The 21,964-nt window shown below is 68.0% G+C and carries 18 protein-coding genes; all 18 read right to left on the bottom strand.

Going from position 1 to position 21,964, the window contains the following annotated elements; all coding sequences use genetic code 11:
* Positions 1 to 38: 38 nt before the first annotated feature.
* Positions 39 to 1,013 carry a bile acid:sodium symporter family protein gene (locus tag OKW87_RS00975; RefSeq protein WP_265541532.1) on the bottom strand — a complete coding sequence of 325 codons (975 nt, stop codon included), beginning with the start codon at positions 1,011 to 1,013 and terminating at the stop codon, positions 39 to 41.
* Entirely contained in the window at positions 1,013 to 2,314 is a 1,302-nt protein-coding gene (gene guaD / locus OKW87_RS00980; RefSeq protein WP_265541534.1) for a guanine deaminase, read from the bottom strand. The genes OKW87_RS00975 and guaD overlap by 1 nt, the downstream gene beginning before the upstream one ends.
* The gene (xdhC, locus tag OKW87_RS00985; RefSeq protein ID WP_265541536.1) at positions 2,311 to 3,195 is read right to left on the bottom strand and encodes a xanthine dehydrogenase accessory protein XdhC; all 885 of its coding nucleotides are present in this window, start codon (positions 3,193 to 3,195) and stop codon (positions 2,311 to 2,313) included. Before xdhC ends, guaD begins: the two co-directional genes overlap by 4 nt.
* Positions 3,188 to 5,467: a xanthine dehydrogenase molybdopterin binding subunit gene (gene xdhB / locus OKW87_RS00990; protein WP_265541538.1), complete on the bottom strand. Its 2,280-nt coding sequence runs from the start codon at positions 5,465 to 5,467 to the stop codon at positions 3,188 to 3,190. Before xdhB ends, xdhC begins: the two co-directional genes overlap by 8 nt.
* Positions 5,460 to 6,869: a xanthine dehydrogenase small subunit gene (xdhA, locus tag OKW87_RS00995; protein ID WP_265541539.1), complete on the bottom strand. Its 1,410-nt coding sequence runs from the start codon at positions 6,867 to 6,869 to the stop codon at positions 5,460 to 5,462. The genes xdhB and xdhA overlap by 8 nt, the downstream gene beginning before the upstream one ends.
* A complete protein-coding gene (locus OKW87_RS01000) occupies positions 6,866 to 8,044 on the bottom strand; it encodes a urate hydroxylase PuuD (RefSeq protein ID WP_265541540.1) in 1,179 nt (392 codons plus the stop codon). Before OKW87_RS01000 ends, xdhA begins: the two co-directional genes overlap by 4 nt.
* Positions 8,044 to 8,379: a hydroxyisourate hydrolase gene (gene uraH, locus OKW87_RS01005; RefSeq protein ID WP_265541542.1), complete on the bottom strand. Its 336-nt coding sequence runs from the start codon at positions 8,377 to 8,379 to the stop codon at positions 8,044 to 8,046. The genes OKW87_RS01000 and uraH overlap by 1 nt, the downstream gene beginning before the upstream one ends.
* Positions 8,376 to 8,855, bottom strand: coding sequence for a 2-oxo-4-hydroxy-4-carboxy-5-ureidoimidazoline decarboxylase (gene uraD / locus OKW87_RS01010; RefSeq protein WP_265541544.1), 480 nt, complete (start codon positions 8,853 to 8,855; stop codon positions 8,376 to 8,378). The genes uraH and uraD overlap by 4 nt, the downstream gene beginning before the upstream one ends.
* Before the next feature lie 124 nt (positions 8,856 to 8,979).
* Positions 8,980 to 9,360 carry an oxalurate catabolism protein HpxZ gene (gene hpxZ, locus OKW87_RS01015; protein WP_265541545.1) on the bottom strand — a complete coding sequence of 127 codons (381 nt, stop codon included), beginning with the start codon at positions 9,358 to 9,360 and terminating at the stop codon, positions 8,980 to 8,982.
* The gene (gene puuE, locus OKW87_RS01020; protein ID WP_265541548.1) at positions 9,357 to 10,226 is read right to left on the bottom strand and encodes an allantoinase PuuE; all 870 of its coding nucleotides are present in this window, start codon (positions 10,224 to 10,226) and stop codon (positions 9,357 to 9,359) included. The genes hpxZ and puuE overlap by 4 nt, the downstream gene beginning before the upstream one ends.
* Before the next feature lie 145 nt (positions 10,227 to 10,371).
* The gene (locus tag OKW87_RS01025) at positions 10,372 to 11,604 is read right to left on the bottom strand and encodes a pyridoxal-phosphate-dependent aminotransferase family protein (RefSeq protein ID WP_265541550.1); all 1,233 of its coding nucleotides are present in this window, start codon (positions 11,602 to 11,604) and stop codon (positions 10,372 to 10,374) included.
* On the bottom strand, positions 11,591 to 12,823 hold the full coding sequence (locus tag OKW87_RS01030; protein ID WP_265541551.1) for an allantoate amidohydrolase: 1,233 nt from the start codon (positions 12,821 to 12,823) through the stop codon (positions 11,591 to 11,593). Before OKW87_RS01030 ends, OKW87_RS01025 begins: the two co-directional genes overlap by 14 nt.
* Positions 12,817 to 14,379 carry a gamma-glutamyltransferase family protein gene (locus OKW87_RS01035; protein ID WP_265541552.1) on the bottom strand — a complete coding sequence of 521 codons (1,563 nt, stop codon included), beginning with the start codon at positions 14,377 to 14,379 and terminating at the stop codon, positions 12,817 to 12,819. The genes OKW87_RS01030 and OKW87_RS01035 overlap by 7 nt, the downstream gene beginning before the upstream one ends.
* Positions 14,379 to 15,740 (bottom strand): NCS2 family permease, encoded by a 1,362-nt coding sequence (locus OKW87_RS01040; RefSeq protein ID WP_265541553.1) that lies wholly within the window; start codon positions 15,738 to 15,740, stop codon positions 14,379 to 14,381. Before OKW87_RS01040 ends, OKW87_RS01035 begins: the two co-directional genes overlap by 1 nt.
* A gap of 57 nt (positions 15,741 to 15,797) precedes the next feature.
* A complete protein-coding gene (locus tag OKW87_RS01045; RefSeq protein WP_265541554.1) occupies positions 15,798 to 17,117 on the bottom strand; it encodes an AtzE family amidohydrolase in 1,320 nt (439 codons plus the stop codon).
* Positions 17,114 to 17,281 carry a hypothetical protein gene (locus OKW87_RS01050; protein WP_265541555.1) on the bottom strand — a complete coding sequence of 56 codons (168 nt, stop codon included), beginning with the start codon at positions 17,279 to 17,281 and terminating at the stop codon, positions 17,114 to 17,116. The genes OKW87_RS01045 and OKW87_RS01050 overlap by 4 nt, the downstream gene beginning before the upstream one ends.
* A gap of 49 nt (positions 17,282 to 17,330) precedes the next feature.
* The gene (locus OKW87_RS01055) at positions 17,331 to 18,749 is read right to left on the bottom strand and encodes an efflux transporter outer membrane subunit (protein WP_322740320.1); all 1,419 of its coding nucleotides are present in this window, start codon (positions 18,747 to 18,749) and stop codon (positions 17,331 to 17,333) included.
* Positions 18,749 to 21,958: an efflux RND transporter permease subunit gene (locus tag OKW87_RS01060; RefSeq protein WP_265541557.1), complete on the bottom strand. Its 3,210-nt coding sequence runs from the start codon at positions 21,956 to 21,958 to the stop codon at positions 18,749 to 18,751. Before OKW87_RS01060 ends, OKW87_RS01055 begins: the two co-directional genes overlap by 1 nt.
* Positions 21,959 to 21,964 lie beyond the last annotated feature (6 nt).

Raw genomic sequence — 21,964 nt, forward strand, 5'->3', positions numbered from 1 at the left:
CGAAGGCGGTGGCAGCTGTCTTCGCGAAGAAGAAGCCTCTAGCCCTCGGGGTGCTTGGCGAGCCGGCGCGCGATAATTGCGCAGGCGATGAGCTGGATCTGGTGGAACAGCATCACCGGCAGGATGATCATACCCACGGTCGCGGCGGGGAAGAGGACGCCCGCCATCGGCACGCCTGAAGCCAGGCTCTTCTTCGAGCCGCAGAAGAGCAGGACGATGGCGTCCTTGCGATCCAGCTTGAGCAGCTTCGCGGCGCCCCAGGTCGCGCCGAGGACGATCGCCAGCAGCACCACGCAAACTGCGAGCAGGATCGCGAGATCGGGCGCCGAGACGCGCTGCCACAGCCCCTCGACCACCGCCGCGCCGAAGGCGGTGTAGACGACGAGCAGGATCGAACCGCGATCGACCACGGTGACGAGTTGCTTGTGCCGGCTCACCCAGCCGCCGATCAGCGGTCGCAGCGCATGGCCCAAAGCGAAGGGCAGCAGGAGCTGGAGCAGGATCGTCTGGACCGAGGCGAGCGACACGCCGCCCTGCGCGGCGCCGACCATATTGTGCATCAGCAAGGCGACGAGCGCAGGCGTCAGGACGATGCCGATCAGGTTGGAGAAGGAGGCGCTGCAAACCGCGGCGGCGACATTCCCGCGCGCGATCGAGGTGAAGGCGATCGAGGATTGGACGGTCGAGGGGAGCAGGGTCAGGAAGAGCAGCCCGGCGAGGATGGAGCTGTCGAGGATCGGCAGCGCGGTGATCGCGAGGCCGAGGAGCGGGAAGAGCATGTAGGTGGCCGCGAATACGGCAAGATGGAGCCGCCAGTTGCGGGCGCCCTCCAGGATCGCCTCGCGTGACAGCTTCGCGCCGTGGAGGAAGAAGAGCAGGACGATGCCCACGTCTGCGGCGACATCGAAAACGGGTGCCCAGCCGCCCCGCGGAGGCAGAAAGGACGCGAGCAGGACGGTGCCGACCAGCATCAGGATGAAGGGCTCGAAGACGGCGAGGAAACGACGCAGCATCAGGCAAGGACTCCGGGAGCTGCGCCGCGGCGATGCGCGAGCTTGCCCTTGAGATAGGTGGCCGCGATCGCGCGATCGTCGCCGAGGATTTGCAGCGCGAACAGGCGATCGTGGAGCGTTGCCCCTGCGGTGCGGCGGGCGAACAGGGGGGTGGCGCCGGGATCGAGGACGATGAAGTCGGCTTCCTGGCCGGGCATCAGCCCGCCGACGCGGTCGGCGATGCCCATCACGCGCGCACCCCCGGCGGTGGCGAGATGCAGCGCGCGAAACGGATCGAGGCTCGCGCCGCGCAGCTGGCAGATCTTGTAGGCCTCGCCGAGCGTGTGGAGGATCGAGAAGCTGGTGCCTGCGCCGACATCGGTGCCTATCCCAATCTTCAGGCCGTGGCGATCGCTCTGCGCGAGATCGAACAGGCCCGAGCCGAGGAAGAGATTGCTGGTCGGGCAGAAAGCGATACCAGCGCCGGCCTCCGCCATGCGGCCCAAGGCGCGTTCGCTCATATGGACGCAGTGCGCGAAGACCGAGCGCGGGCCGACCAGGCCGAAGCGATCATAGACGTCGAGATAGTCCTGGGCATCGGGAAAGCGGGATTCGACGGCGGCGATCTCGCCCAGATTCTCTGAAAGATGCGTGTGCATCAGCACATCGGTGTGGCTCGCAACGATCTTACCCGCATCGGCAAGCTGGGCGTCGGAGGAGGTCAAGGCGAAGCGGGGGGTGACCGCGTAGCCGAGCCGGCCGCGGCCGCGCCAGCGGGCGATCAGCGCCTCGGTTTCGGCGCGGCCTTGCGCGACGCTGTCGGCGAGGCCCGGCGGGCCCTGGTCCATCAGCACCTTGCCCGAGACGATCCGCATGTCGCGCGCGAGCGCGGCCCTGAACAGGGCGTCGACCGAGCCGGCATGGACGGTGGCGAAGACGAGCGCGCTGGTGGTGCCGTTGCGGAGCAGTTCGTCGAGGAAGAAGGCGGCGATCGCGGCGGCATGCGCCGGGTCGGCAAAGGCCTGTTCGGCGGGGAAGATGTGGCGATCGAGCCATTCGAGCAATTGCGCGCCATGCGAGGCGATGCATTCGGTCTGGGGATAATGGACGTGCGCGTCGACGAAGCCGGGGACGATCAGGCCGGGCAGTGCCTCGACGGGGGCCTCGGCATAGCGGCTGCTCAGCTCGGCGTAGGGGCCGCAGGCCATGACGAGGCCGTCTTCGACCACCAGCAAGCCGTCCGGATAATGGCGGATCGCGGCGGGGCCGGCGTGGAGCGGATCTTCGGGGACGCTGAGTATCTCGCCGCGAAAGGCTTTCATGTGGCATTCCTGAGCGAGAGCAGTTGCGCGAGCACTGCGATCGCGATCACTTCGGGTTCCTTGCCGGCGATGCCGGGCAGGCCGATCGGGCAGGTGAGCCGCGCGGTATCGACGCCATCGGCGGCCAGTCGCGAGATGAAGCGGGCGCGTTTGGTCCGTGAGCCGATCATGCCGACGAACAGCGCCGGGCTGCGCAGTGCGGCGGTGACGAGGCGATAATCGAGCGCGTGGTCGTGGGTGACGATCAGGACGGCGGTATCGGCAGCGGCTTCGCCCGCGCAGGCGACCAATTCCTCCTCACTGGCCAGGACCACGCCTTGGCGTTGGGCGAGGGCCTCGCGACTGTCGTACCAGGCGGTCCGGAGCGGGAGGCCGGCTGCCCGCTCGACGAGGGCGGTCGCGACATGGCCCGCGCCGAACAGGAGGACGGGGCGCGAATCGGTTTCGACGGGGTCGAGGAAGATGGCGCCCGGACCGGGGAGCGGGCCCCGCGCCCCGAGCCTTGGCATGCTGTCCCCGCTGTGCGGCTTGCGGATGATGGTTTCCCCGAGCGAGACGAGGTGCGGCCCTTCGGCAGGCACGCTTGCCAGCCGTTCGACCATCAGCCGCACGCGCCCGCCGCAGCATTGGCCGAGCAACGGCCCGAGCGGATAATCCTGGATGCGCCAGCTTCCCGGGGGGTGATCGAGGATTGCCCGCGCCTGCGCGGTGACCTGATGTTCGAGCGCACCGCCGCCGATCGTGCCGCGCAGCGTCTCGCGCGTGACCAGCATGCGGGCGCCGGCGCCGCGCGGGGCCGAGCCTTCGGTGGCGAGGATCGTGACGAGTGCCGCGGGGCCCTCGGCCAGCACCTCGCGGGCGTTCGCTCTCCAATCAGTCACGGGCGCGCAGTTCTTCGATCGCGGCGAGGATGCGTTCGGGCGTTGCCGGGGCGTCGAGCGCGGGTAGACCCTTGCCGGGCGCTGCGGCGGCCACCGCCTGGGTGAGCGCGCTGAACACCGAGATGGCGAGCATGAAGGGCGGTTCGCCGACGGCCTTGGAACGGTGGATCGTCTCCTCGGCGTTGCGCCCGGCTTCCCAGATCGCGATCCGCATCTGATCGGGGCGATCGTTGGCGGTGGGAATCTTGTAGGTCGAGGGGGCGTGGGTGAGCAGCCGGCCACGCGCGTCGTAGACCAGCTCCTCGGTCGTCAGCCAACCCATGCCCTGGATGAAGCCGCCCTCGATCTGGCCAAGGTCGATGGCCGCATTGAGCGAGCGGCCGACGTCGTGGAGGATGTCGACCGCGAGCACCCTATGCTCGCCGGTCAGCGTGTCGATCATCACTTCGCTGAGCGCAGCACCATAGGCGAAATAGAGGAAGGGGCGGCCGCTGTGCGTGGTGCGGTCATAGTGGATCTTCGGCGTGGCGTAGAAGCCGGTGGCCGAGAGCGCGATGCGGTTGAGGTGCGCCATCCGGCAGAAATCGGGGAAGGGGATGGTCTCGTCGCCCGCGATCACGCCCTCGGGGGTGAAGCGGATCCCGGTCCCATATTTCTGCGCGCCGAAGGCTTCGAGCCGCTCGCGGATCGCCAGCGCGGCGTTGCGTGCGGCCATGCCGTTGAGGTCCGCGCCCGAGGAGGCGGCGGTGGCGGAGGTATTGGGAACCTTGTCGGTGCGGGTGGCGGAGACCTTCACCGTTTCGACCGGCACCGCGAAGACGTTTGCGACGATCTGGGCGATCTTGATGTGGAGGCCCTGGCCCATTTCGGTGCCGCCATGGTTCGAATGGATCGAGCCGTCGGCATAGACCAGGACGAGCGCGCCGGCCTGGTTGAGATGGGTGGTGGTGAAGCTGATCCCGAACTTCACCGGGGTGAGCGCGAGGCCCTTCTTGTGGATGCGGTTGGTGGCGTTGAACGCGGCCACCGCGTTGCGGCGCTCGGCATAGCCGGCGCTTGCCGCGAGTTCGGCAATCAGTTCGGGGGCGACATTGTCCTCGACCTGCATGTGATAGGGGGTGACGTCGCGGCCGGGGCCATAGAGATTGGCCTGGCGTACCGCGAGCGGATCGAGACCCAGCTTGTCGGCGATGGCGTCCATCACCCGCTCGATCCCCATCATCCCCTGCGGCCCGCCGAAGCCGCGGAAGGCGGTGTTGGAGACGGTGTGGGTCTTGAGCCGGTGGCTGACGATTTCGACCGCGGGGAGGAAGTAGCTGTTGTCGGCATGGAACATCGCGCGATCGTTGATCGCGGGGGAGAGATCGGTGGTGGCGCCGCAGCGAGAGGCGAGTTCGAGGCGGATGCCTTCGATCCGGCCTTCGCCGTCGAAGCCGACGTCATAGCGAATCGCGAATTCGTGGCGCTTGCCGGTGGCGACCATATCGTCGTCGCGATCGGCGCGAAACTTGGCGGGGCGGCCGGTCCTGGCGGCAACCAGCGCGCAGGCGGCGGCAAAGGCGGCCGCCTGCGTCTCCTTGCCGCCGAACGCGCCGCCCATGCGGCGGACTTCGACGGTGATGTCGGCATGGCTGCGGCCGAGCAGCTTGGCGATCAGGTGCTGGATTTCGCTCGGATGCTGGGTGGAACTGAGAATGTGCAGCTCGTTCTGCTCGCCGGGGGTGGCAAGCGCGGCCTGGCCCTCGAGGTAGAAATGCTCCTGCCCGCCCATCTCGATGCTGCCCGAGAGGCGATGCGGCGCGGCGGCGAGCGCGGCGGCGGCATCGCCGCGGGCCATGCGCTGGGTGGGCTCGATGCTGTTGTCCGCCGCGCGGGCGTCGGCGATGGTGACCAGAGCGGGGAGGGGGTCGACCTCGACCTTGCTAAGGCGCGCGGCGCGGCGGGCGGCGCGGGTGCTGGTCGCGGCGACCAGGAAGAGCGGCTGGCCGGGGTAGAGGATTTCGCCCTCGGCAAGCAGGCGGTCGTCCCCCTTGACCGGGCTGACGTCGTTGACGCCGGGGATGTCGGCGGCGGTGAACACGGCGACGACGCCGGGCGCGGCGCGGACTGCGTCGAGATCGAGCGACAGGATCCGGGCATGGCCGTCGCTTGCATGTCCGAAGGCGCAGTGGAGCAGGCCGGGGGGCTCCGGCAGATCATCGACATAGAAAGCGGTGCCGGCGACGTGGAGGTCGGCGCTGTCGTGGCGGGGGGCGCCCAGGCGGTCAGACATGCGCCTGCTCCAGCCACAGGCGGCGCAGGATATTGGCGGCGGCGGTGCGGCGATAGGCGGCCGAGCCGCGCAGATCGTCGAGCGGGGTGAAGTCCTGCGCCAGCGCATGGGCTGCGGCCTCGATTATGGCTTCGCTCCAGGGTTGGCCCGTCAGCGCGGCCTCGCAGTGCGGGGCGCGGGCGGGGATGCCGGCCATGCCGCCGAAGGCGACGCGGGCCGCGCCGATCCGACCGCCCTCCATCGGGAGGACGAACGCACCGCACAGCGTGGAGATATCGCTGTCGGAGCGCTTGGAAAGCTTGACGATGCGCACGAGCGTGCCGGGCGCGGGGCGGGGAATGTGGATCGTCTCGATCCATTCGCCGGGGGCCCGGTCCTGCTTTCCATAAGACAGGAAATAATGTTCGAGCGGGATCGTGCGGCGGGTGGGGCCGCGGCGCAGCGTGAGGCTGGCGCCCAGCGCGATGAGCGCGGGGGGCATATCGCCGATCGGCGAGCCGTTGGCGATATTGCCGCCGATCGTCCCGGCGTTGCGGACCTGGAGCCCGCCGATCCGGCGCAGCAATTCGCCGAGATCGGGGTGGAGCCGAGCGAGGGCGCCATAGGCTTCCGTGTAGCGGACGTTCGCGCCGAGGGTCAGGCCTTCCGTACTCTCCTCGACGATCTTGAGATCGGCGAGGTCGCCGATGAAGACGAGCTTGTCGAGATCCCTGAGCTGCTTGGTGACCCACAGGCCGACGTCGGTCGCGCCTGCGACGATCCGGGCGTCGGGGTTGGCTTGCTGGAAGGTGGCGAGATCGCTCGTCGCCTGCGGGACATAGGCTCCGCGGGTGGTTCCGCTGAGCGGGTCGGCGAAAGTCAGCGACAATGGCTCGTTTCTTTTCAGAGCCTTGAGCGCCGCTATCGTCTCGGGATCTGAGCCAGGGGGCTGCGGCGGATTGGCTTCGCCAGCCGCCAGGATCGGGCCGTAGCCCGTACAGCGGCACAGATTGCCGGCGATGACGTCGCCGACGGGAAGGTCCGTACCCTCGGCGCCGATGCTGCGTGCGTAGAGCGACATGACGAAACCCGGCGTACAGAAACCGCATTGCGAGCCGTGGCCGTCTGCCAGCGCCTGCTGCACGGGATGCAGAGAGCCTCCGCGCGACAGGCTTTCGACGGTCTTGAGCGCTTTCCCGTCGATCATCGGGAGGAAGAGGATGCAGGCGTTGACCGTGCGCCAGCGGATTTGTTCGTCTGCGAGATCGCCGACCAGAACCGTGCAGGCACCGCAATCGCCTTCCGCACAACCTTCCTTGGTGCCGGTGCGGCGCAGGCGGTAGCGGAGCAGATCGAGGAGGGTGCCGGTCGGATCGGGGTTGGCGACTTCGATCACGTCGCCGTCGAGCAGGAAGCGGATCATCGCGGATTCCCCGCGTCGATCCAGCCGCCGAGCTGCTGGCGTTCGGCCTCTGTCATCCCGGTAATGTTGCCGAGCGGCATGATCTCCGAATCGACCGCGACCGCCTTGATCCGCGCGGAGGCGGCGCTGACCTGTTCGTAGGATTCGAGCACCACGCCGAGCGGGGGGGTGGGGAATTCGGGGTGGCTGGGGCTGGCGCTGTGGCAGTCCGCGCAATGCTTGGCGACGATCGGCGCGATCTGGGCGTAGGTGGCGGCGTTCGCCGGTGCCAGCACTCGGCTCTTGTCGAGCGAGACATAGGTGACGCTGATAAGTGCGAGTGCGGCGGCGAGGACCATTGTGCGCCCGGCGGGCTGGCCGCGCCCGCGCAGGTTGAACACGTGCCGGATCGCGACGCCGGTAAGGCCGAGCAACGCTAGAACCAGCCAGGGCCGCTGGGCGCCATAGGTCATCGGGTAATGATGGCTGATCATGATGAACAGCACCGGCAGCGTCATATAATTATTGTGCAGGGAGCGCTGCTTGGCGGCCTTGCCGAGCGCCGGATCGGGGGTGCCGCCGGCGATCAGATCGGCAACGACCTTTTTCTGCTTCGGGATGATGACGAAGAAGACGTTGCCGACCATCACCGACCCGATAATCGCGCCGATATGGAGATAGGCGCCGCGCGCGGTGAAAACGCTGTTGAGGGCGTAGGCAGCAAGCACCAGACACAGGAACCAGCAGATGCCGAGAATCTGGTTGTTCGCGCCGAGCGACGAGCGGCAGAGCAGATCGTAGACCAGCCAGCCGACGCCGATCGAGGCCAGGCCGATCGCGATGCCCTCGGCGGGGCTGAGCGCTGCCTTTGCGGGATCGATCAGGAAGCTTTGCGCGCCGACATAATAAACCAGCACCAGCAGCGAGAAGCCGCTGATCCAGGTCCAATAGGCCTCCCATTTGAACCAGTGAAGGTCAGACGGCATCTGGCTGGGCGCGACCTGATATTTCTGATTATGGTAGAAGCCGCCGCCATGGACCGACCAGACTTCGCCCGAGGCATCGCCCTGGGCCGGCGGCTTCAAATGATTGTCGAGCCAGACGAAATAGAAAGAGGAACCGATCCAGGCGATGCCGGCGGTGAGATGCAGCCAGCGGATCGCGAGGTTGAGCCATTCATGCCAGTCCACCCCCATCAGCTGCCCCGGTACGTCGAATAAGCGAAGGGCGATACAAGCAGCGGCACATGATAGTGGCCCCCGTCGGCGGCGATGCCGAAATCGACCGTGACTTCGTCGAGGAAGGGCGGGTCGGGAAGGGTGACGCCGCTGGCGCGAAAGTAAGCGGCGACGGCGAAGCGGAGCGCGTAGCGTCCTGGGGCGAGTGGGCCAGGGGCAAGGTCCGGGCAGCGGCCATCGGCGTCGGTGATGCCACTGGCGATCTCGCCGTCCGGGCCGATCAGCACCACCGCCATGCCGGCGGCGGGACGGCCGTGCGCAGTGTCGAGGACGTGGGTGGAGAGGGTGCTCACAGGACATGCTCCAGCCGCAGCCGGACAATCTCGCCGATCTGCTCGATCGCGGTGGCGATCTCGGTATCGCGGTCGTTGCCCAGGCGGCTTTCCATCGCGGCGAGGATGCCCGCCTTGTTGGTCAGGCGCACGCAGAGGATGAAGGGGAAGCCGAATTTCTCGGCATAGGCATGATTGAGCGCGTGGAAGCGGTCGAACTCCTCTTGCGTCAGCTGGTCGAGGCCGGCGCTGGCCTGCTCGGCGGCGGACGCGTCGGTCAGCGTGCCGTCGACCGCGGCCTTGCCGGCCAGTTCGGGGTGGGCGCGGATCAGCGACAGCTGCTCTTCGGGCGTGGCGTCATGGACGACCTTCATCAGCCCGGCATGGAGGCTCGGCAGCGGCAGCATCGCCGAGGCGCGCTGGACGACCCAGGGGCTATGCTCGAACAAGGCGCCGTAGCTGGCGATGAAATTTTCGCGGTCGTTCAGGCTGGTCATGGATTGCACCCCGGCGCAGGCCGGGGCCCAGTTGCGACGTTTTTCGAGATTGCGGTGTGCACGCTGCAACGGACATGGCTGCAGCTGGGCCCCGGCCTACGCCGGGGTGGGAGGCCCGGGAGCGTCATGACGTGCTGCCTTCGAGCGAGACATGCGCCGCGACGACCTTCCAGCCATCGGCGAAGCGCACCCAGCTCTGGCTCTGGCGACCGCGGCGGTCGCTGCCTTCGCGGAAGAACTCGGCGTTGGCTGTGGCGAAATCGGGGCCGTAGGTGGTGATCGCGACACGGCCGAGGGTGCGTTGGGGCGAGCCGCCGCGGCCTTTGCGGAATTCGCGGATCTCGTCGATGCCGTACAGGACTTCGCCGACGCCATAGCGCACGGTGGTGGGGGCTGCGTGGAACAGACGGTCCATCGCGGGGATGTCGTCGGCCATCAGCGCGCGCTCATAGTCGTGGAAGGCTGCGGTGACTTCGGCGAGCGCCTGGGGATCGTCGATCGTCATGCCGGGTGGACCTGCAGCCAGTGGCGGGCGATGTCGATGCGGCGGGCGATCCAGGCGTCGCCGCTCGCCATGACATGCTCCAGAAATTGCGCGACCGCGATCGTGCGGCCCGGCCGGCCGGCGATGCGGCCGTGGAGGCCGACCGACATCATCCGCCCGCCTTCCTCGCGGAGCTGCTCGAACGTGTCGACGAGGTAGCGATAGAATTGGGTGCCTTCGGTGAAGCCGTTGAGTGCTGCGAACTTCATGTCGTTGGCGTCGAGGCTGTAGGGCACGATTAGCTGGCCGCCGGCATGATAAGGCAGGTCGTCGGCATAGCTGTCCGCGTCATAGACGAAGCCGCCTTCCTCGGCGATCAGCCGGGCGGTGTTGGGCGAGGTGCGGCCCTGATACCAGCCGAGCGGGCGGCTGCCGGTGAGGCGCGTGTGAATCTCGATCGCCTTGGCGATATGGGCGCGTTCGACGTCCTCGGGGACGCTCTGATAGTCGATCCAGCGATAGCCGTGGCTGGCCACTTCCCAATCGGCCGCAAGCATTGCCTCGACCGCGGCGGGGTTCATCTCCATCGCCGCGGCGACACCGAACACCGTGACGGGCACGCGCTGCGCAGTGAACATCCGGTGGAGCCGCCAGAAGCCGGCGCGACTGCCATATTCGTAGAGGCTCTCCATCGCCATCGCGCGCGCCGGGTGGGTGGCGGCGCCGACCATGTCGGACAGGAAGCCCTCGGAGCGTTCGTCGCCGTTGAGAACCGAGTTTTCGGCGCCTTCCTCGTAGTTGATGACGAAGTTGACGGCGATGCGAGCGTCGTTGGGCCAATTGGCGGAGGGAGGCGTGGCGCCGTAGCCAATCAGGTCGCGAGTCAAATTCCCTCTCCCATTGGGAGAGGGAGGGAGCAGCGAAGCTGCGGAAGGGTGAGGGTCGAAGGAGAAGCTGTCCTCACCCTTCCCACCGCTGCGCGGCGGGCCCCTTCCCTCTCCCAAGGGGAGAGGGAGATACGTGCCGATCCGCTCACGCCTCGTAACTCCGCAGCGCCGCGTCCACACCCGCGCCCGCTTCGCAGGCAAACCCCTCGGCGCGCAGCACCGCCTCGAGCGCGCCCAGCGTGATCAGCACCTTATGCTTCATCGCATTGTAGCCCATCGCGCCGATCCGCCAGATCTTGCCGGTGAGCGGGCCGAAGGCGGTGCCGATCTCGATCTCGAAATCCTCGCGCATGCGGCGGCGGACGGCGTCGCCGTCCACCCCCTGCGGGATCAGGATGCCGGTGACGTTGGTCATCCGGAAACGATCGTCGCCATAGACGGTGAGCCCCAGTGCGCGGGCGCCCGCGACCACCGCGCGACCGGCTGCCGCGTGACGCGCGAAACGCGCCTCCAGACCCTCTCCCAAGGCGACCCGGGCGCATTCGCGTGCGCCGTAGAGCATCGTCGTCGCCTCGGTATGGTGATTAAGCCGCTTCTCGGACCAATAGTCCATCACCATTGCGAGATCGAAGTAATTGGAAGCGATACGTTTTCCGGTGCCGTTGGCGATATCGGCACGGGCGATGCCCTGCTCGACATGGCGGCGCGCGAAGATATGCTCGGCGGCGCGGTCCGAGATGGTGATGGGGGCGGAGCCTGAGGGGCCGCCGAGGCATTTCTGCAGACCGCCGGTGACGACGTCGACGCCCCAGATGTCGGCTTCGATCGGCATTCCGCCCAGCGTGGCGGTGGCGTCGACATAGGAAAAGGCGCCCGCGGCGCGGCAGAGCTCGCCCAGGCCTTCGAGCGGCTGCGCCATCGTCGTCGACGTGTCGCCATGGACGGTGGCGACGACGCGCGGGCCGCTACGCTCGATCGCGGCGGCGATCCGGTCCATCGGTACGGTTTCGCCCCAGGGAACCGAGAGCATTTCGACCTTCGCGCCGATCCGCTCGCCAATCTCGCGCAGGAGCAAGCCGAAGCGGCCGAAGTCGATCACCAGCAAAGTGTCGCCGGCGGTGAGCAGCGAGACGAGCGATGCCTCGATCGCGGCGCGGGCGGTGCCGTCGATCAGGAAGGTCCAGCGGTTTTGCGTGGCGAAGATCGGGCGATAGAGCGCCATGACCTGCTCCATATAGCCCGTCATCTCGGGATCGAACTGGCCGAGCAGGTCCGCCGACATGGCGCGCAGCACGCGGGGGTGGGCGTTGACCGGGCCGGGGCCCATCAGCAGGCGCTGGGGCGGATCGATCTCGCCGAACAAATCAGGCGTCAACATGGTCTCCCAGGCGCAGGATGAAGTCGATCATGACCTGTAGCGCGATTTCGGCATCGGCCCCATCGACATGTTCGGCGGGGTTGTGGCTGGTGCCGCCGCGGCAGCGGACGAACAGCATCGCGGTAGGGCAGAGCGCGGCCATGACCATCGCGTCATGCCCGGCGCCGCTGACGAGGCGGCGGGGTGGCTGGCCCTGCGCGGCGATGGCGGCATCGAGCAGGTCCATCAGCGCGGGATCGCAGGGGCTGGCAGGGAGATCGTGGATGCGACGGATATCGAAGTCCGTGCCGCGCCGTTCGGCAATGTCGGCGATCCGGTCGATGATTTGCTCTGCGGCACGGTCCCGGCGGATGGGATCGCCCGAGCGGATGTCGATCGTGAAGTCGACTCGACCGGGCACGACGTTCGGTGCGCCCGGATGGACGCTCAGGCAGCCGACGGTGGCGGCGAGGTCGGACAGGTCGTCGCGGGCGATGCGCTCGATCGCCAGGACCATCTCGGCGGCGGCAGTCAGTGCGTCGCGGCGGAGGGGCATCGTCGTCGTGCCGGCATGTCCTGCAACGCCTGCGACCATGACGGCGTAGCGGAGCTGGGCGGCGATGCCGGTGACGGTGCCGACCGCGAGCCCTTCGGATTCGAGGACGGGGCCCTGCTCGATATGCGCCTCGAGATAAGCAAGCGCGGGGGCGTGGGCGGCCTGGGCGAAAGTGAGGGTGGAAAGTTCGAACGGCGCGAGCGCCTCGTCGAGCGACAACCCGCGGGCATCCTCCACTTCGAGCATGGCCGGATCGAGCGTTCCGGCCACGGCGCGGCTGGTCAGCATCGCGGCAGGGAAGCGCGAGCCTTCCTCGTCGCCGAACGCGATCACTTCGATGGGGAAGGGGAGGCGCCTGCCCGAAGCGTGGAGCGCGGCGACCGCCTCAATGCCGAGCATCACGCCGAGCGGGCCATCGTAGCGGCCGGCATCGCGGACGCTGTCGATATGGCTGCCGATGAGGAGCGCGGGGCCGTCCGCCGTGCCCTCGTAGCGGCCGATGAGGTTTGCGGCGGCGTCGATGCGGGTCTGCATGCCCGCTTCCTGCATCCAGCCGGCGATCGCGCGCTGGGCGGCGGCGAAGGCGGGGGTCAGATAGGCGCGAAACAGCATGTCGGGCGCGTCGCTATAGGGCGCGACGCCGAGCTCGTCGCAGCGGGCGACCGCGCGGACGCCGCCTACCACGCCGCCACCTGGCCGTCGCTGCGCGGATCGGTCGCGCCTTCGAGGCTTCCGTCGGGGTGGCGGACGATCGCGCCGGCATGGCCCATCGTCGCGGTGAAGGGGGCGAGAATCTCGACGTCGTGGCCGGCGGCGCGAAGCTGGGCGACCAACGCGGGATCGAAGCGGTCCTCCAGTTTGAGCGTGACGCTCTGCTCGCCCCAGGTGCGGCCGAGCAGCCAGCGCGGGCGGCTGATCGCTTCCTGGAGGTTCACGCCATAGCGGGCATATCGCGTGAAGAGCGCCGCCTGGGTCTGCGGCTGGCCCTCGCCGCCCATCGTGCCATAGGCCAGGGTGCGGCCGTCCGCGAAGGCGGCGAGCGCGGGGTTGAGCGTGTGGAACGGCTCGCGGCCGGGCTTGAGCGCGTTCCATCCGTCGAGCGCGAGGCGAAAGCTCGATCCGCGATTTTGCCAGGTGATGCCGGTGCGGGGAAGGACGAGCCCCGAGCCGAACTCGAAATAGGTCGACTGGATCGCGCTGACCACGCGGCCTTCCGCATCGGCGGTGGCGAACCAACAAGTGTCGCCGGCCGAGGCGGGCTGGGGCCAGGGGAGCGCGCGGGCGGGATCGATGCGGGCGGCTAGTTCGTCGAGCAAGACGGGGTCGTCGAGCAGCGCCTGGCAATCGAACTGCATATAGGCCGGATCGCCGACAAACGCGTCGCGGAGCAGGAAGGCCTGTTTGGTCGCCTCGACGAGGCCGTGGACATGGTCGAAGCTTTCCGCAGCTGGGGCGGCGAGGCGATCGAACAGCGCAAGGATCAGCAGCGACGCGAAGCCCTGGGTGGGCGGGGCGCTGTTGTAGAGACGAGCGCCGTCGATCTCGACTTGGAGCGGCGCGCGGCGCTCGGCGCGGTGCGCGGCGAGATCATTGGCGGAGACGGGGCTGCCCAGACCGGCGAGGTCGGCGGCGATATCGGCAGCGAGGGCGCCGGTGTAGAAGCTGGCGGGCCCCTCTTCGGCGATGCGGCGGAGCGTTTCGGCAAGCGCGGGCTGGCGCAGGAGGTCACCCTCGGCAAGTCGGTCATAGGTCGTCGCCCATGCGCCGGGTTGCGCGCGGAGTTCCGAGCCCTTGGCGGCGACGATCCCGGCCCCGCTTCGGGTGATCGCAACGCCTTCCTCGGCAAAATGGATCGCGTCGCGGAGGATGCGGGACAGCGGCAAGGCGCTTCCCTCGAGCGCAGCCTGCCAGGCGGAGACCGTGCCGGCCACGGTATTTGCCGCAAGCGGACCGCGCGTCGGGATCGCCTCCATGCCGGCGTAGAGCGATAGCTTCGCCTTTGCCGCCGCACCGCCGCAGCCGTGGATGGCGTGAACCCGGCCATCGGACTCGCGGATCAGCCAGAAGCCGTCGCCGCCGATCCCGGTCATGTGCGGATAGACCACCGCCAGCGCGGCTGCGACCGCCACGCTGGCCTCCAGCGCGGTGCCGCCGTCCTTGAGGATATCGAGCCCCGCTTGCGCCGCCAGATGGTGCGGGGCAGTGACCATGCCGCGCGATGATCGGACGCTGTGGAGCATCAGCCCCCCGAGAGCCAGATGAAGCGGGCGACGAAGAGCAGCGCCAGGAGGAGCAGCAGCCAATCGGTCTTCGTGATCTTCCCGCGCAGCAGCTTGAGCAGCGCATAGGCCGTGATGCCGAAGGCGAGGCCGTTGGCGATCGAAAAGGTCAGCGGGATCATGACGACGGTGAGGAACGCCGGCAGCGCAGCTTCGGGATCGTCCCAGGGCACGTCGACCAGCGGCGCCATCATCAGCGCGCCGACGATGATCAGCGCCGGCGCGGTGGCGGCGAGCGGCACGAGCTGGGCGTAAGGCGCGACGAACATCGCGAGCAGGAACAAGATGCCGGTGACCACCGCGGTCAGCCCGGTGCGCCCGCCCGCCTGCACGCCGGCAGCGCTTTCGACATAAGAGGTGACGGTGCTGGTGCCTGCGAGCGCGCCGAGCATCGTCGCGATCGAATCGGTGAAGAGGATGCGGTTGAGCTTGGGGATGCGGCCGTCGGGCCCGATCAGCCCCGCGCGCTTGGCGACGCCAACCAGCGTGCCGATATTGTCGAACAGATCGACGAAGAGGAAGACGAACAGGATCTCGAACAGGCCGAGGCCATGGCTTCCGGAAAGCCCGAAGACGCCGGCGAAATCCAGCTGGAAGGCGGTCTGCGAGATCGCGGTGAGATCATAGGGCTCGGGCGTGAAGGTGACGAGGCCGAGCCCCCAGCCGACAAGCGTGGTCGCGAGGATGCCGATCAGGATAGCACCGCGCACCTTCCAGACCGAAAGCGCGCCGACCAAAGCGAGGCCGAACAGCGCCAGCGCCGCCGCGGGCTCGCGCAGATTGCCCAAGCCGACCGAGGTGGCCGGATCGGAGACGACGATGCCGGCATTCTTCAACCCGATGAAGCCGATGAACAGGCCGATCCCACCGGCGACCGCGGCGAACAAATGCTGCGGAATTGCCGCAATGATCATCTGGCGGATGCCCGCGAAGGTCAGCAGCAAAAAGGCGATGCCGGAGATGAAGACGCAGGCGAGCGCAATCTGCCACGGAATGCCCATCGCCTGGACGACGCTGAAGCTGAAATAGGCATTGAGGCCCATGCCCGGCGCAAGCGCGAGCGGCATGTTGGCGGCGAATCCCATCATGATGCTGGCGAGGCCGGCGGCGAGGCAGGTGGCAGCGGCGACGGCGGCGACGGGCATGCCGGCCTGGCCGAGAATCGCCGGGTTTACCAGGATGATATAGGCCATCGTCAGGAACGTGGTGGCGCCGGCGAGGATTTCGGTGCGGCTATCGGTGCCGCGCGCGGTCAGCTCGAAGCGGCGTTCGAGAAAGCCTGAAGGTGCCGTGTCGGTCGCGCGCACCCCATCATCCGCCATGCCCGACTCCCCCTATCTTGCACTGCACCATAGCGCGCCTTTGCCCGAGGGGAAGCGCTAGCAGGTCGGCGGGGTGAAGCCGATCAATCCATCGGCCTCAAGGGTCGCTGCGAGGTCGAACAGCGGCGCTTCGCCACCGGGCTTGCCGACGAGCTGGAGGCCGAGCGGGAGCTTGCCCGGGCGGCGCAGCGGTGCTGCGATCACGGGGAGGCCGATGAAGCTCAGCGGCTGGGCGAACCGGCCGAGATGTGCGCGCGCGGGCAGGCGGGCGCCTGCGACGTGGATCATCGGGTCGTCGATAGGCGGGGCGACTTCGCCTGTCGCGGGCGCGATCAGCACGTCATGCTGTTCGAACAGCCGGGCTGCCTGGGCGCGGAACCAGGCGCGGAAGCGTTCGGCGGCGAGGTAGGCCGAGGCCGGAAGCAGGGCGCCGGCGATCAGCCGGTCGCGGGTGGCGGGATCGAACGCGAGCGCGCGGCGGCGCAGTTCGGGGAGATGGCGGGTGCCGCCCTCCACTGCTGTCATCAGGAAGGCGGCCGAGCGGGCGCGGGCGACTTCGGGGAGCTCGACCGTGCGAATGCCGCCCAGGTGCGTGCCGATTGCATCGATCGCGTCGAGCAATTCGGCGTCGACATCGTCCGAGAACCAGCCGCCGAGATGGGCGATGCGGATGGGCGCTCGGCTGCGGACCGCGCTTCCGCCAAGCACCTCCCAGCTCAGCCGGAGATCGGCGACCGATGTCGCAAAGGGGCCGATATCGTCGAAACTGTCGACGAAGGGGAAGACCCCTCCCATCGGCAACGCGCCATGGCTCGGCTTGAGGCCGTATATCCCACAGAGGGCCGCAGGGACCCGGATCGAGCCGTTGGTGTCGCTGCCGAGCGTCAGGGGAAGCATCCCCGCCGCCACCGCCGCTGCCGAGCCGCCCGAGGATCCGCCGGCTAGCCGATTCGAGCCGTGCGGGTTGCGGGTGGTGCCGTAGGCGGCGTTGATCGTGGCGAAGCCATAAGCGAACTCGTCCATGTTGAGCGTCGCGACGAGGATGGAACCCGCCGCCTTGAGCCGGGTCACGGCTTCGGCATCGCGCGTGGCGGGCGGGGCATCGCGGCGCATCGCGGCACCAGCTGTGGTGGGCAGGCCCTGGACGTCGAACAGGTCCTTCACCCCGAAGGGCACGCCGGCGAGAGGGCCGGGGTCTTCGCCGCGGGCGACCTTTGCGTCCACCGCTTCGGCCTGCGCCACGGCGGAGTCGGTCAGGACCAGCGTTGCGGCGTTGAGGGTCGGATTGTCGCGCGCGATGTGGGCCAGCGATTCGCGGACGATTTCGACGGCCGAGCGGCGGCCGGTGCGGACGTCTTGGGCGATATCGGCAATCATGACGCGTGGTCGGCGTCGATCGCGAAGCTCCGGATCGCGCGCGAACGTTCGATCAGGTCCGTCAGCGCCGCCGTGACGCCAGCGGCGCATTCGGGAGGAATTTCGAGGTCGATCAGGCGCGCGATGGCGTTGGCGGCCTCGGTGATCGGTTCATCGCTGGTCATCGGGTAAGTAGAGCGATGTCCGGCAGCAAAAGCTAGTTGATCCCGTTCTTCAGTTTGCGGGCGGCGCTTGTGCTTCCCAGCCGCCGCCCAGCGCGAGGAACAAGGTGATCGTCAGGTCCGAAAACTGCGCGCGCGACTGGGCGAGCAACGCTTCCGATGCCGCGAGCGAGCGTTCCGCATCGAGCACGATCTGGAAGGTTTCGGCACCTGCCTGATAACGCAGTCGGGCGATGCGGGCGGCCTCGGCGCTGGCGTCGCGGGCACGCAGCAGCGTGGCGACTCGGCTGCCCTCGGCAGTGTAGCGCGTCAGCGCGGTTTCGGTCTCCTGCAGCGCGCCGAGCCAGGCGCCGTCGAACTGGGCCAGCGCGGCCTCGGTCGCTGCTTCGGCCTGCGCGATGCGCGCGCGGGCGAGGCCTGTGTTGGGGAAAGTCCAGGAGATCAGCGGCCCAAGCCCGAAGCGGAAGCCCGAATTGGAGAAGAGATCGCCGATCGAAGTCGCGGTGGAGCCGATCGATCCGCCGAGGCTGATGCTGGGATAGAGATCGGCGGTGGCCACGCCGATCCGCGCGGTGGCGGCGGCAAGGCGCCGTTCGGCGGCGCGCACGTCGGGGCGGCGCGCGAGCAGAGTCGTGCCTTCGCCGACCGGGATCGGCGACGTCGTGGTGGGGGGCGTGGTGCAGGCGGCGACTTCGGCCGGGAATTCCGCGGGCGGGCGTCCGGTGAGCACTGCCAGGCGGAAGAGGGCGGCGCGGCGGGTGGCCTCGAGCGTCGGAATGTCGGCGCGGGTCTGTTCGAGCAGGGCCGAGGCGCGGCTGGTGTCGAGCGCTGTGCCGCGACCGCCTTCGAACAGGCGGCGGGTGAGATCGAACGTCTCTTCCTGAACGCGCAGGCTTTCGCGCGCGACGTTCAACTGGTTGCCGGTGCTGCAGGCCTCTGCATAGGCGCGGATCGTCTCGGCGACCACCGTGATGCGGGTGAGGTCATAGGTTGCCGCCACCGCATCGACGTCGGCACGGCTCGCCTCGATGGCGCGGGCGATGCGGCCGAACAGGTCGATCTGATAGCCCACGTCGAGCCCGGCGTCATAGGTTTCACCGCGGTACAGCGGGCCGCTTTGGCCGAAGCCGGCGCCCGACTGCTGGCCGTAATTGCCGCTCGCCGAAAGGTTTGTGGTGGGAAGGCGGGCGTTGCGCGATTCGCGCAGAACCGCTCGCGCCTGGCGCAGATTCGCCGCGGCGACGCGCAGATCGGTGTTCGCCGCGACCGCGTCCGCAACCAACCGATCGAGGATCGGCGCATTGAACAGCTTCCACCACTCGGCCGGCGGCGGGGCGGGGACGAAGGCGGGGTCGTTCGCGCCGACGAAGGGCGTCTGCGCGGGCTGACGCGCGGCGGGCGAGGCATAGTCCGGGCCGACCATGCAGCCGGAAAGGGCTAGTCCGGCAAGAGTGGCGATAGCGCGCTTCATCATGCGTCTCCCACCACGATCGGGTGTGCGGTTTCTGGCGGGTGTGCGGTTTCGGGGGGATGCTCGCGCTCGCGCTTCTTCGCGCCGATGCCGCGCATCAGCACATAGAAGATAGGCGTGAAGATCAGCCCGAACACCGTCACGCCGAGCATGCCGAAGCTGACCGCGGTGCCGAGCGACTGCCGCATTTCCTGTCCAGGTCCCGAGGCAATGGCCAGCGGGATCACGCCGAAGATGAAGGCGAAGCTGGTCATCAGGATCGGGCGCAGGCGCGATCGTGCGGCATGCACGGCCGCATCGAAGCGGTTCATGCCCTGCTCCTCACCCTGCTTGGCGAACTCGACGATCAGGATCGCATTCTTGGCGGCAAGCGCGATCAGCACGACGAGGCCGACCTGGGTGAGGATATTATTGTCCATCCCTCGCAGATTGACGCCGATCAGCGCCGCAAGAATGCACATCGGCACGATCAGGATCACCGCGAGCGGCAGCGTTAGCGCCTCATATTGCGCAGCGAGCACCAGGAACACGAACACGACCGCCAGCACGAAAATCAGCGCCGAGCTGCTGCCCGCCTGCTTCTGCTGATAAGCGAGCCCGGTCCATTCGTAGCTATAGCCCTGCGGCAGCGTCTTGGCCGCGAGTTGCTCCATTGCGGCCAGCGCATCGCCCGAAGACACGCCCGGGGCGGCTGCACCCTGAAGCTCGACCGCGGGAAGCAGGTTGTAGCGGACCACGCGCGAGGGCGCGGTGTCCCGAACGAAGGTGGCGACCGAGGCGAGCGGCACCATCTGGCCGCTGCTCGAGCGAACCTGGAGCCGTCCGAGATCCGCAAGATCGTCGCGTGCTGCCGGCTCGGCCTGCGCGGTCACCCGGAAGGTGCGGCCGAACAGGTTGAAGTCGTTGACATAGGTCGAGCCGATATAAGTGCTCACCGCCGCGAACACCGCGTTTGGCTCAACGCCGAGCAATTGCGCGCGATCACGATCGACTTCCGCCCGGATCCGCGGAGTGCCGGTGTTGAACAGCGAAAAGACCTGGGTGACCTTGGCCTCCTGCATCGCCGCGCCCATCATGGCGCCGGTGACGCCTTCGAGGCCGCGATAGCCGGCATTCGCCGAGCGATCCTGCAGCATCATCACGAAGCCCGAGCCGTTGCCCAGGCCCTGGACCGCGGGCGGGGAGATCATGAAGATGTTCGCGCCTTCGATCGCGCCGCCGATCGCGCCGGTGAGTTGCCCGGCAAGCGCAGTTGCAGTGGCCTCCTTGCCGCGATCGGACCAGTCCGAAAGCTTGAGGAACATCACACCGGCATTGGAGGCCTGCGAGAAGCTGGAGCCGTCGAGCCCCGCAAACGAGGCGCCGCCAACCACGCTCTTGGTCTTGCTGGCGATGTCCCAGGCGCGGTTCATCACTTCGCTGGTGCGATCGAGCGAGGCACCCGGCGGAAGCTGGACGACGCCGATCAGGAAGCCCTGATCCTGCTCGGGAATGAAGCCGGTGGGCGTCGCGGTGAGCCGCCAGCCGGTGAGCGCGAGCAGCACCGCATAGAGGATCATCATGATCAGCCCCATGCGGATCACCCGCGCCGTGAAGCGGCCATAGCGATCCGACAGCCATTCGAACCCGCGGTTGAACTTGTCCGCGCCGACCCGGACCGGACGGAGGAAGCGGGGGCCGTCATCGACGCTCTTTTCCTGGTGCGGCTTGAGCAGCAGGGCGGCCATCGCGGGCGACAGCGTCAGAGATACGATCAGCGAGATGACCGAGGCAGCGGCGATCGCGACGGCGAACTGCTGGTAGAAGATGCCCGGAATGCCGGGTACCAGGGCCGTCGGAACGAACACCGATACAAGCACCAGCCCGATCGCAATCAGCGCGCCGGAGACTTCCTTCATCGTCCGGTGCGCAGCCTCGCGCGGCGAGAGGCCCTCGCTGATATGCTTCTCGACCGCCTCGACCACGACGATCGCGTCGTCGACGACGATGCCAACCGCGAGGACGAGCGCGAAGAGCGAGAGCGAATTGATCGAGTAGCCGAGCGCCAGCTGCACCGCGAAGGTGCCGACCAGCGCGATCGGAATCGCGATGATCGGGATTACCGCCGCGCGCCAGGTCTGGAGGAAGATCAGCACGACAAGGACGACGAGCACGACCGCTTCGAGCAAGGTGTGCTGCACCGCCTCGACCGAGGCGCCGACATATTCGGTGGGATTGTAGGGGATCGAATATTGGATGCCGGCCGGCAGCTCGCGCTCAATCAGCTTCATCTCGTCGAGCACGCCTTGCGCGGCGGTCAGCGAGTTGGCGCCGGGCTGTTGGACGATCGCGAGGGCGATGCCCGGCTTGCCGTCGAAGGCGCCGCGAATGGCATAGTCCTGGCTGCCCAGCTCGACTCGGGCGACGTCGCGAAGCCGGGTGATCGAGCCGCTTGCCGGATCGCTCTTGATCGTGATGTCGGAGAATTGCTCGACGCTGGTGAGCCGCCCCTGCACGTCGACCGGCACCTCGAACGAAGGATTTGCGGTGCCCGAAGGGGTCTGTCCCAGCGCGCCGCCGGCGACCTGGACGTTCTGCGTGCGCAGCGCGGCGACGATCTCGCTGGCCGTGAGGTTGCGCGCGGCGGCGCGATCGGGATCGATCCACACGCGCATCGCATAATTGCCGCCGCCGAAGACCATGACGCTACCGACGCCTTCGAGGCGAAGCAGTCGATCGCGAACCGAGGTGTTGGCGTAATTGCCGATATAATCGGTATCGAGGCTGCCGTCCGCCGAGGTGAGCGCGACGATGAGAAGGAAGCCGGATTCCTGCTTGTTGACGGTAACGCCGACCTGACGAACCTCTTCGGGCAGGCGCGGCTCGGCCAGCGCGACTCGGTTCTGGACGAGCACCTGCGCGGCGTCGAGATCGGTGCCGGGTGCGAAGGTGACGGTGATCTGCGCGGCGCTCTGGCTCGAGGACGAGCTCATATAGAGCATGTTCTCGACGCCGTTGATTTCCTGCTCCAGCGGTGCGGCGACCGTCTCGGCGATCGTCTCGGCCGACGCGCCCGGATAGGCGGCGGTGATAGCGATCGTCGGCGGGGCGATTTCCGGATATTGCGACAGCGGCAGCAGCGGATAGGCGAAGGCGCCAATCAGCGTGATGAAGACCGCGATCACGCCCGCGAAAATCGGACGCTCGATGAAGAAGCTGGAGATGTTCATGGCTCT

The sequence above is a fragment of the Sphingomonas sp. M1-B02 genome (genome assembly GCF_026167525.1).
In the GTDB taxonomy this organism is placed as follows: domain Bacteria; phylum Pseudomonadota; class Alphaproteobacteria; order Sphingomonadales; family Sphingomonadaceae; genus Sphingomonas.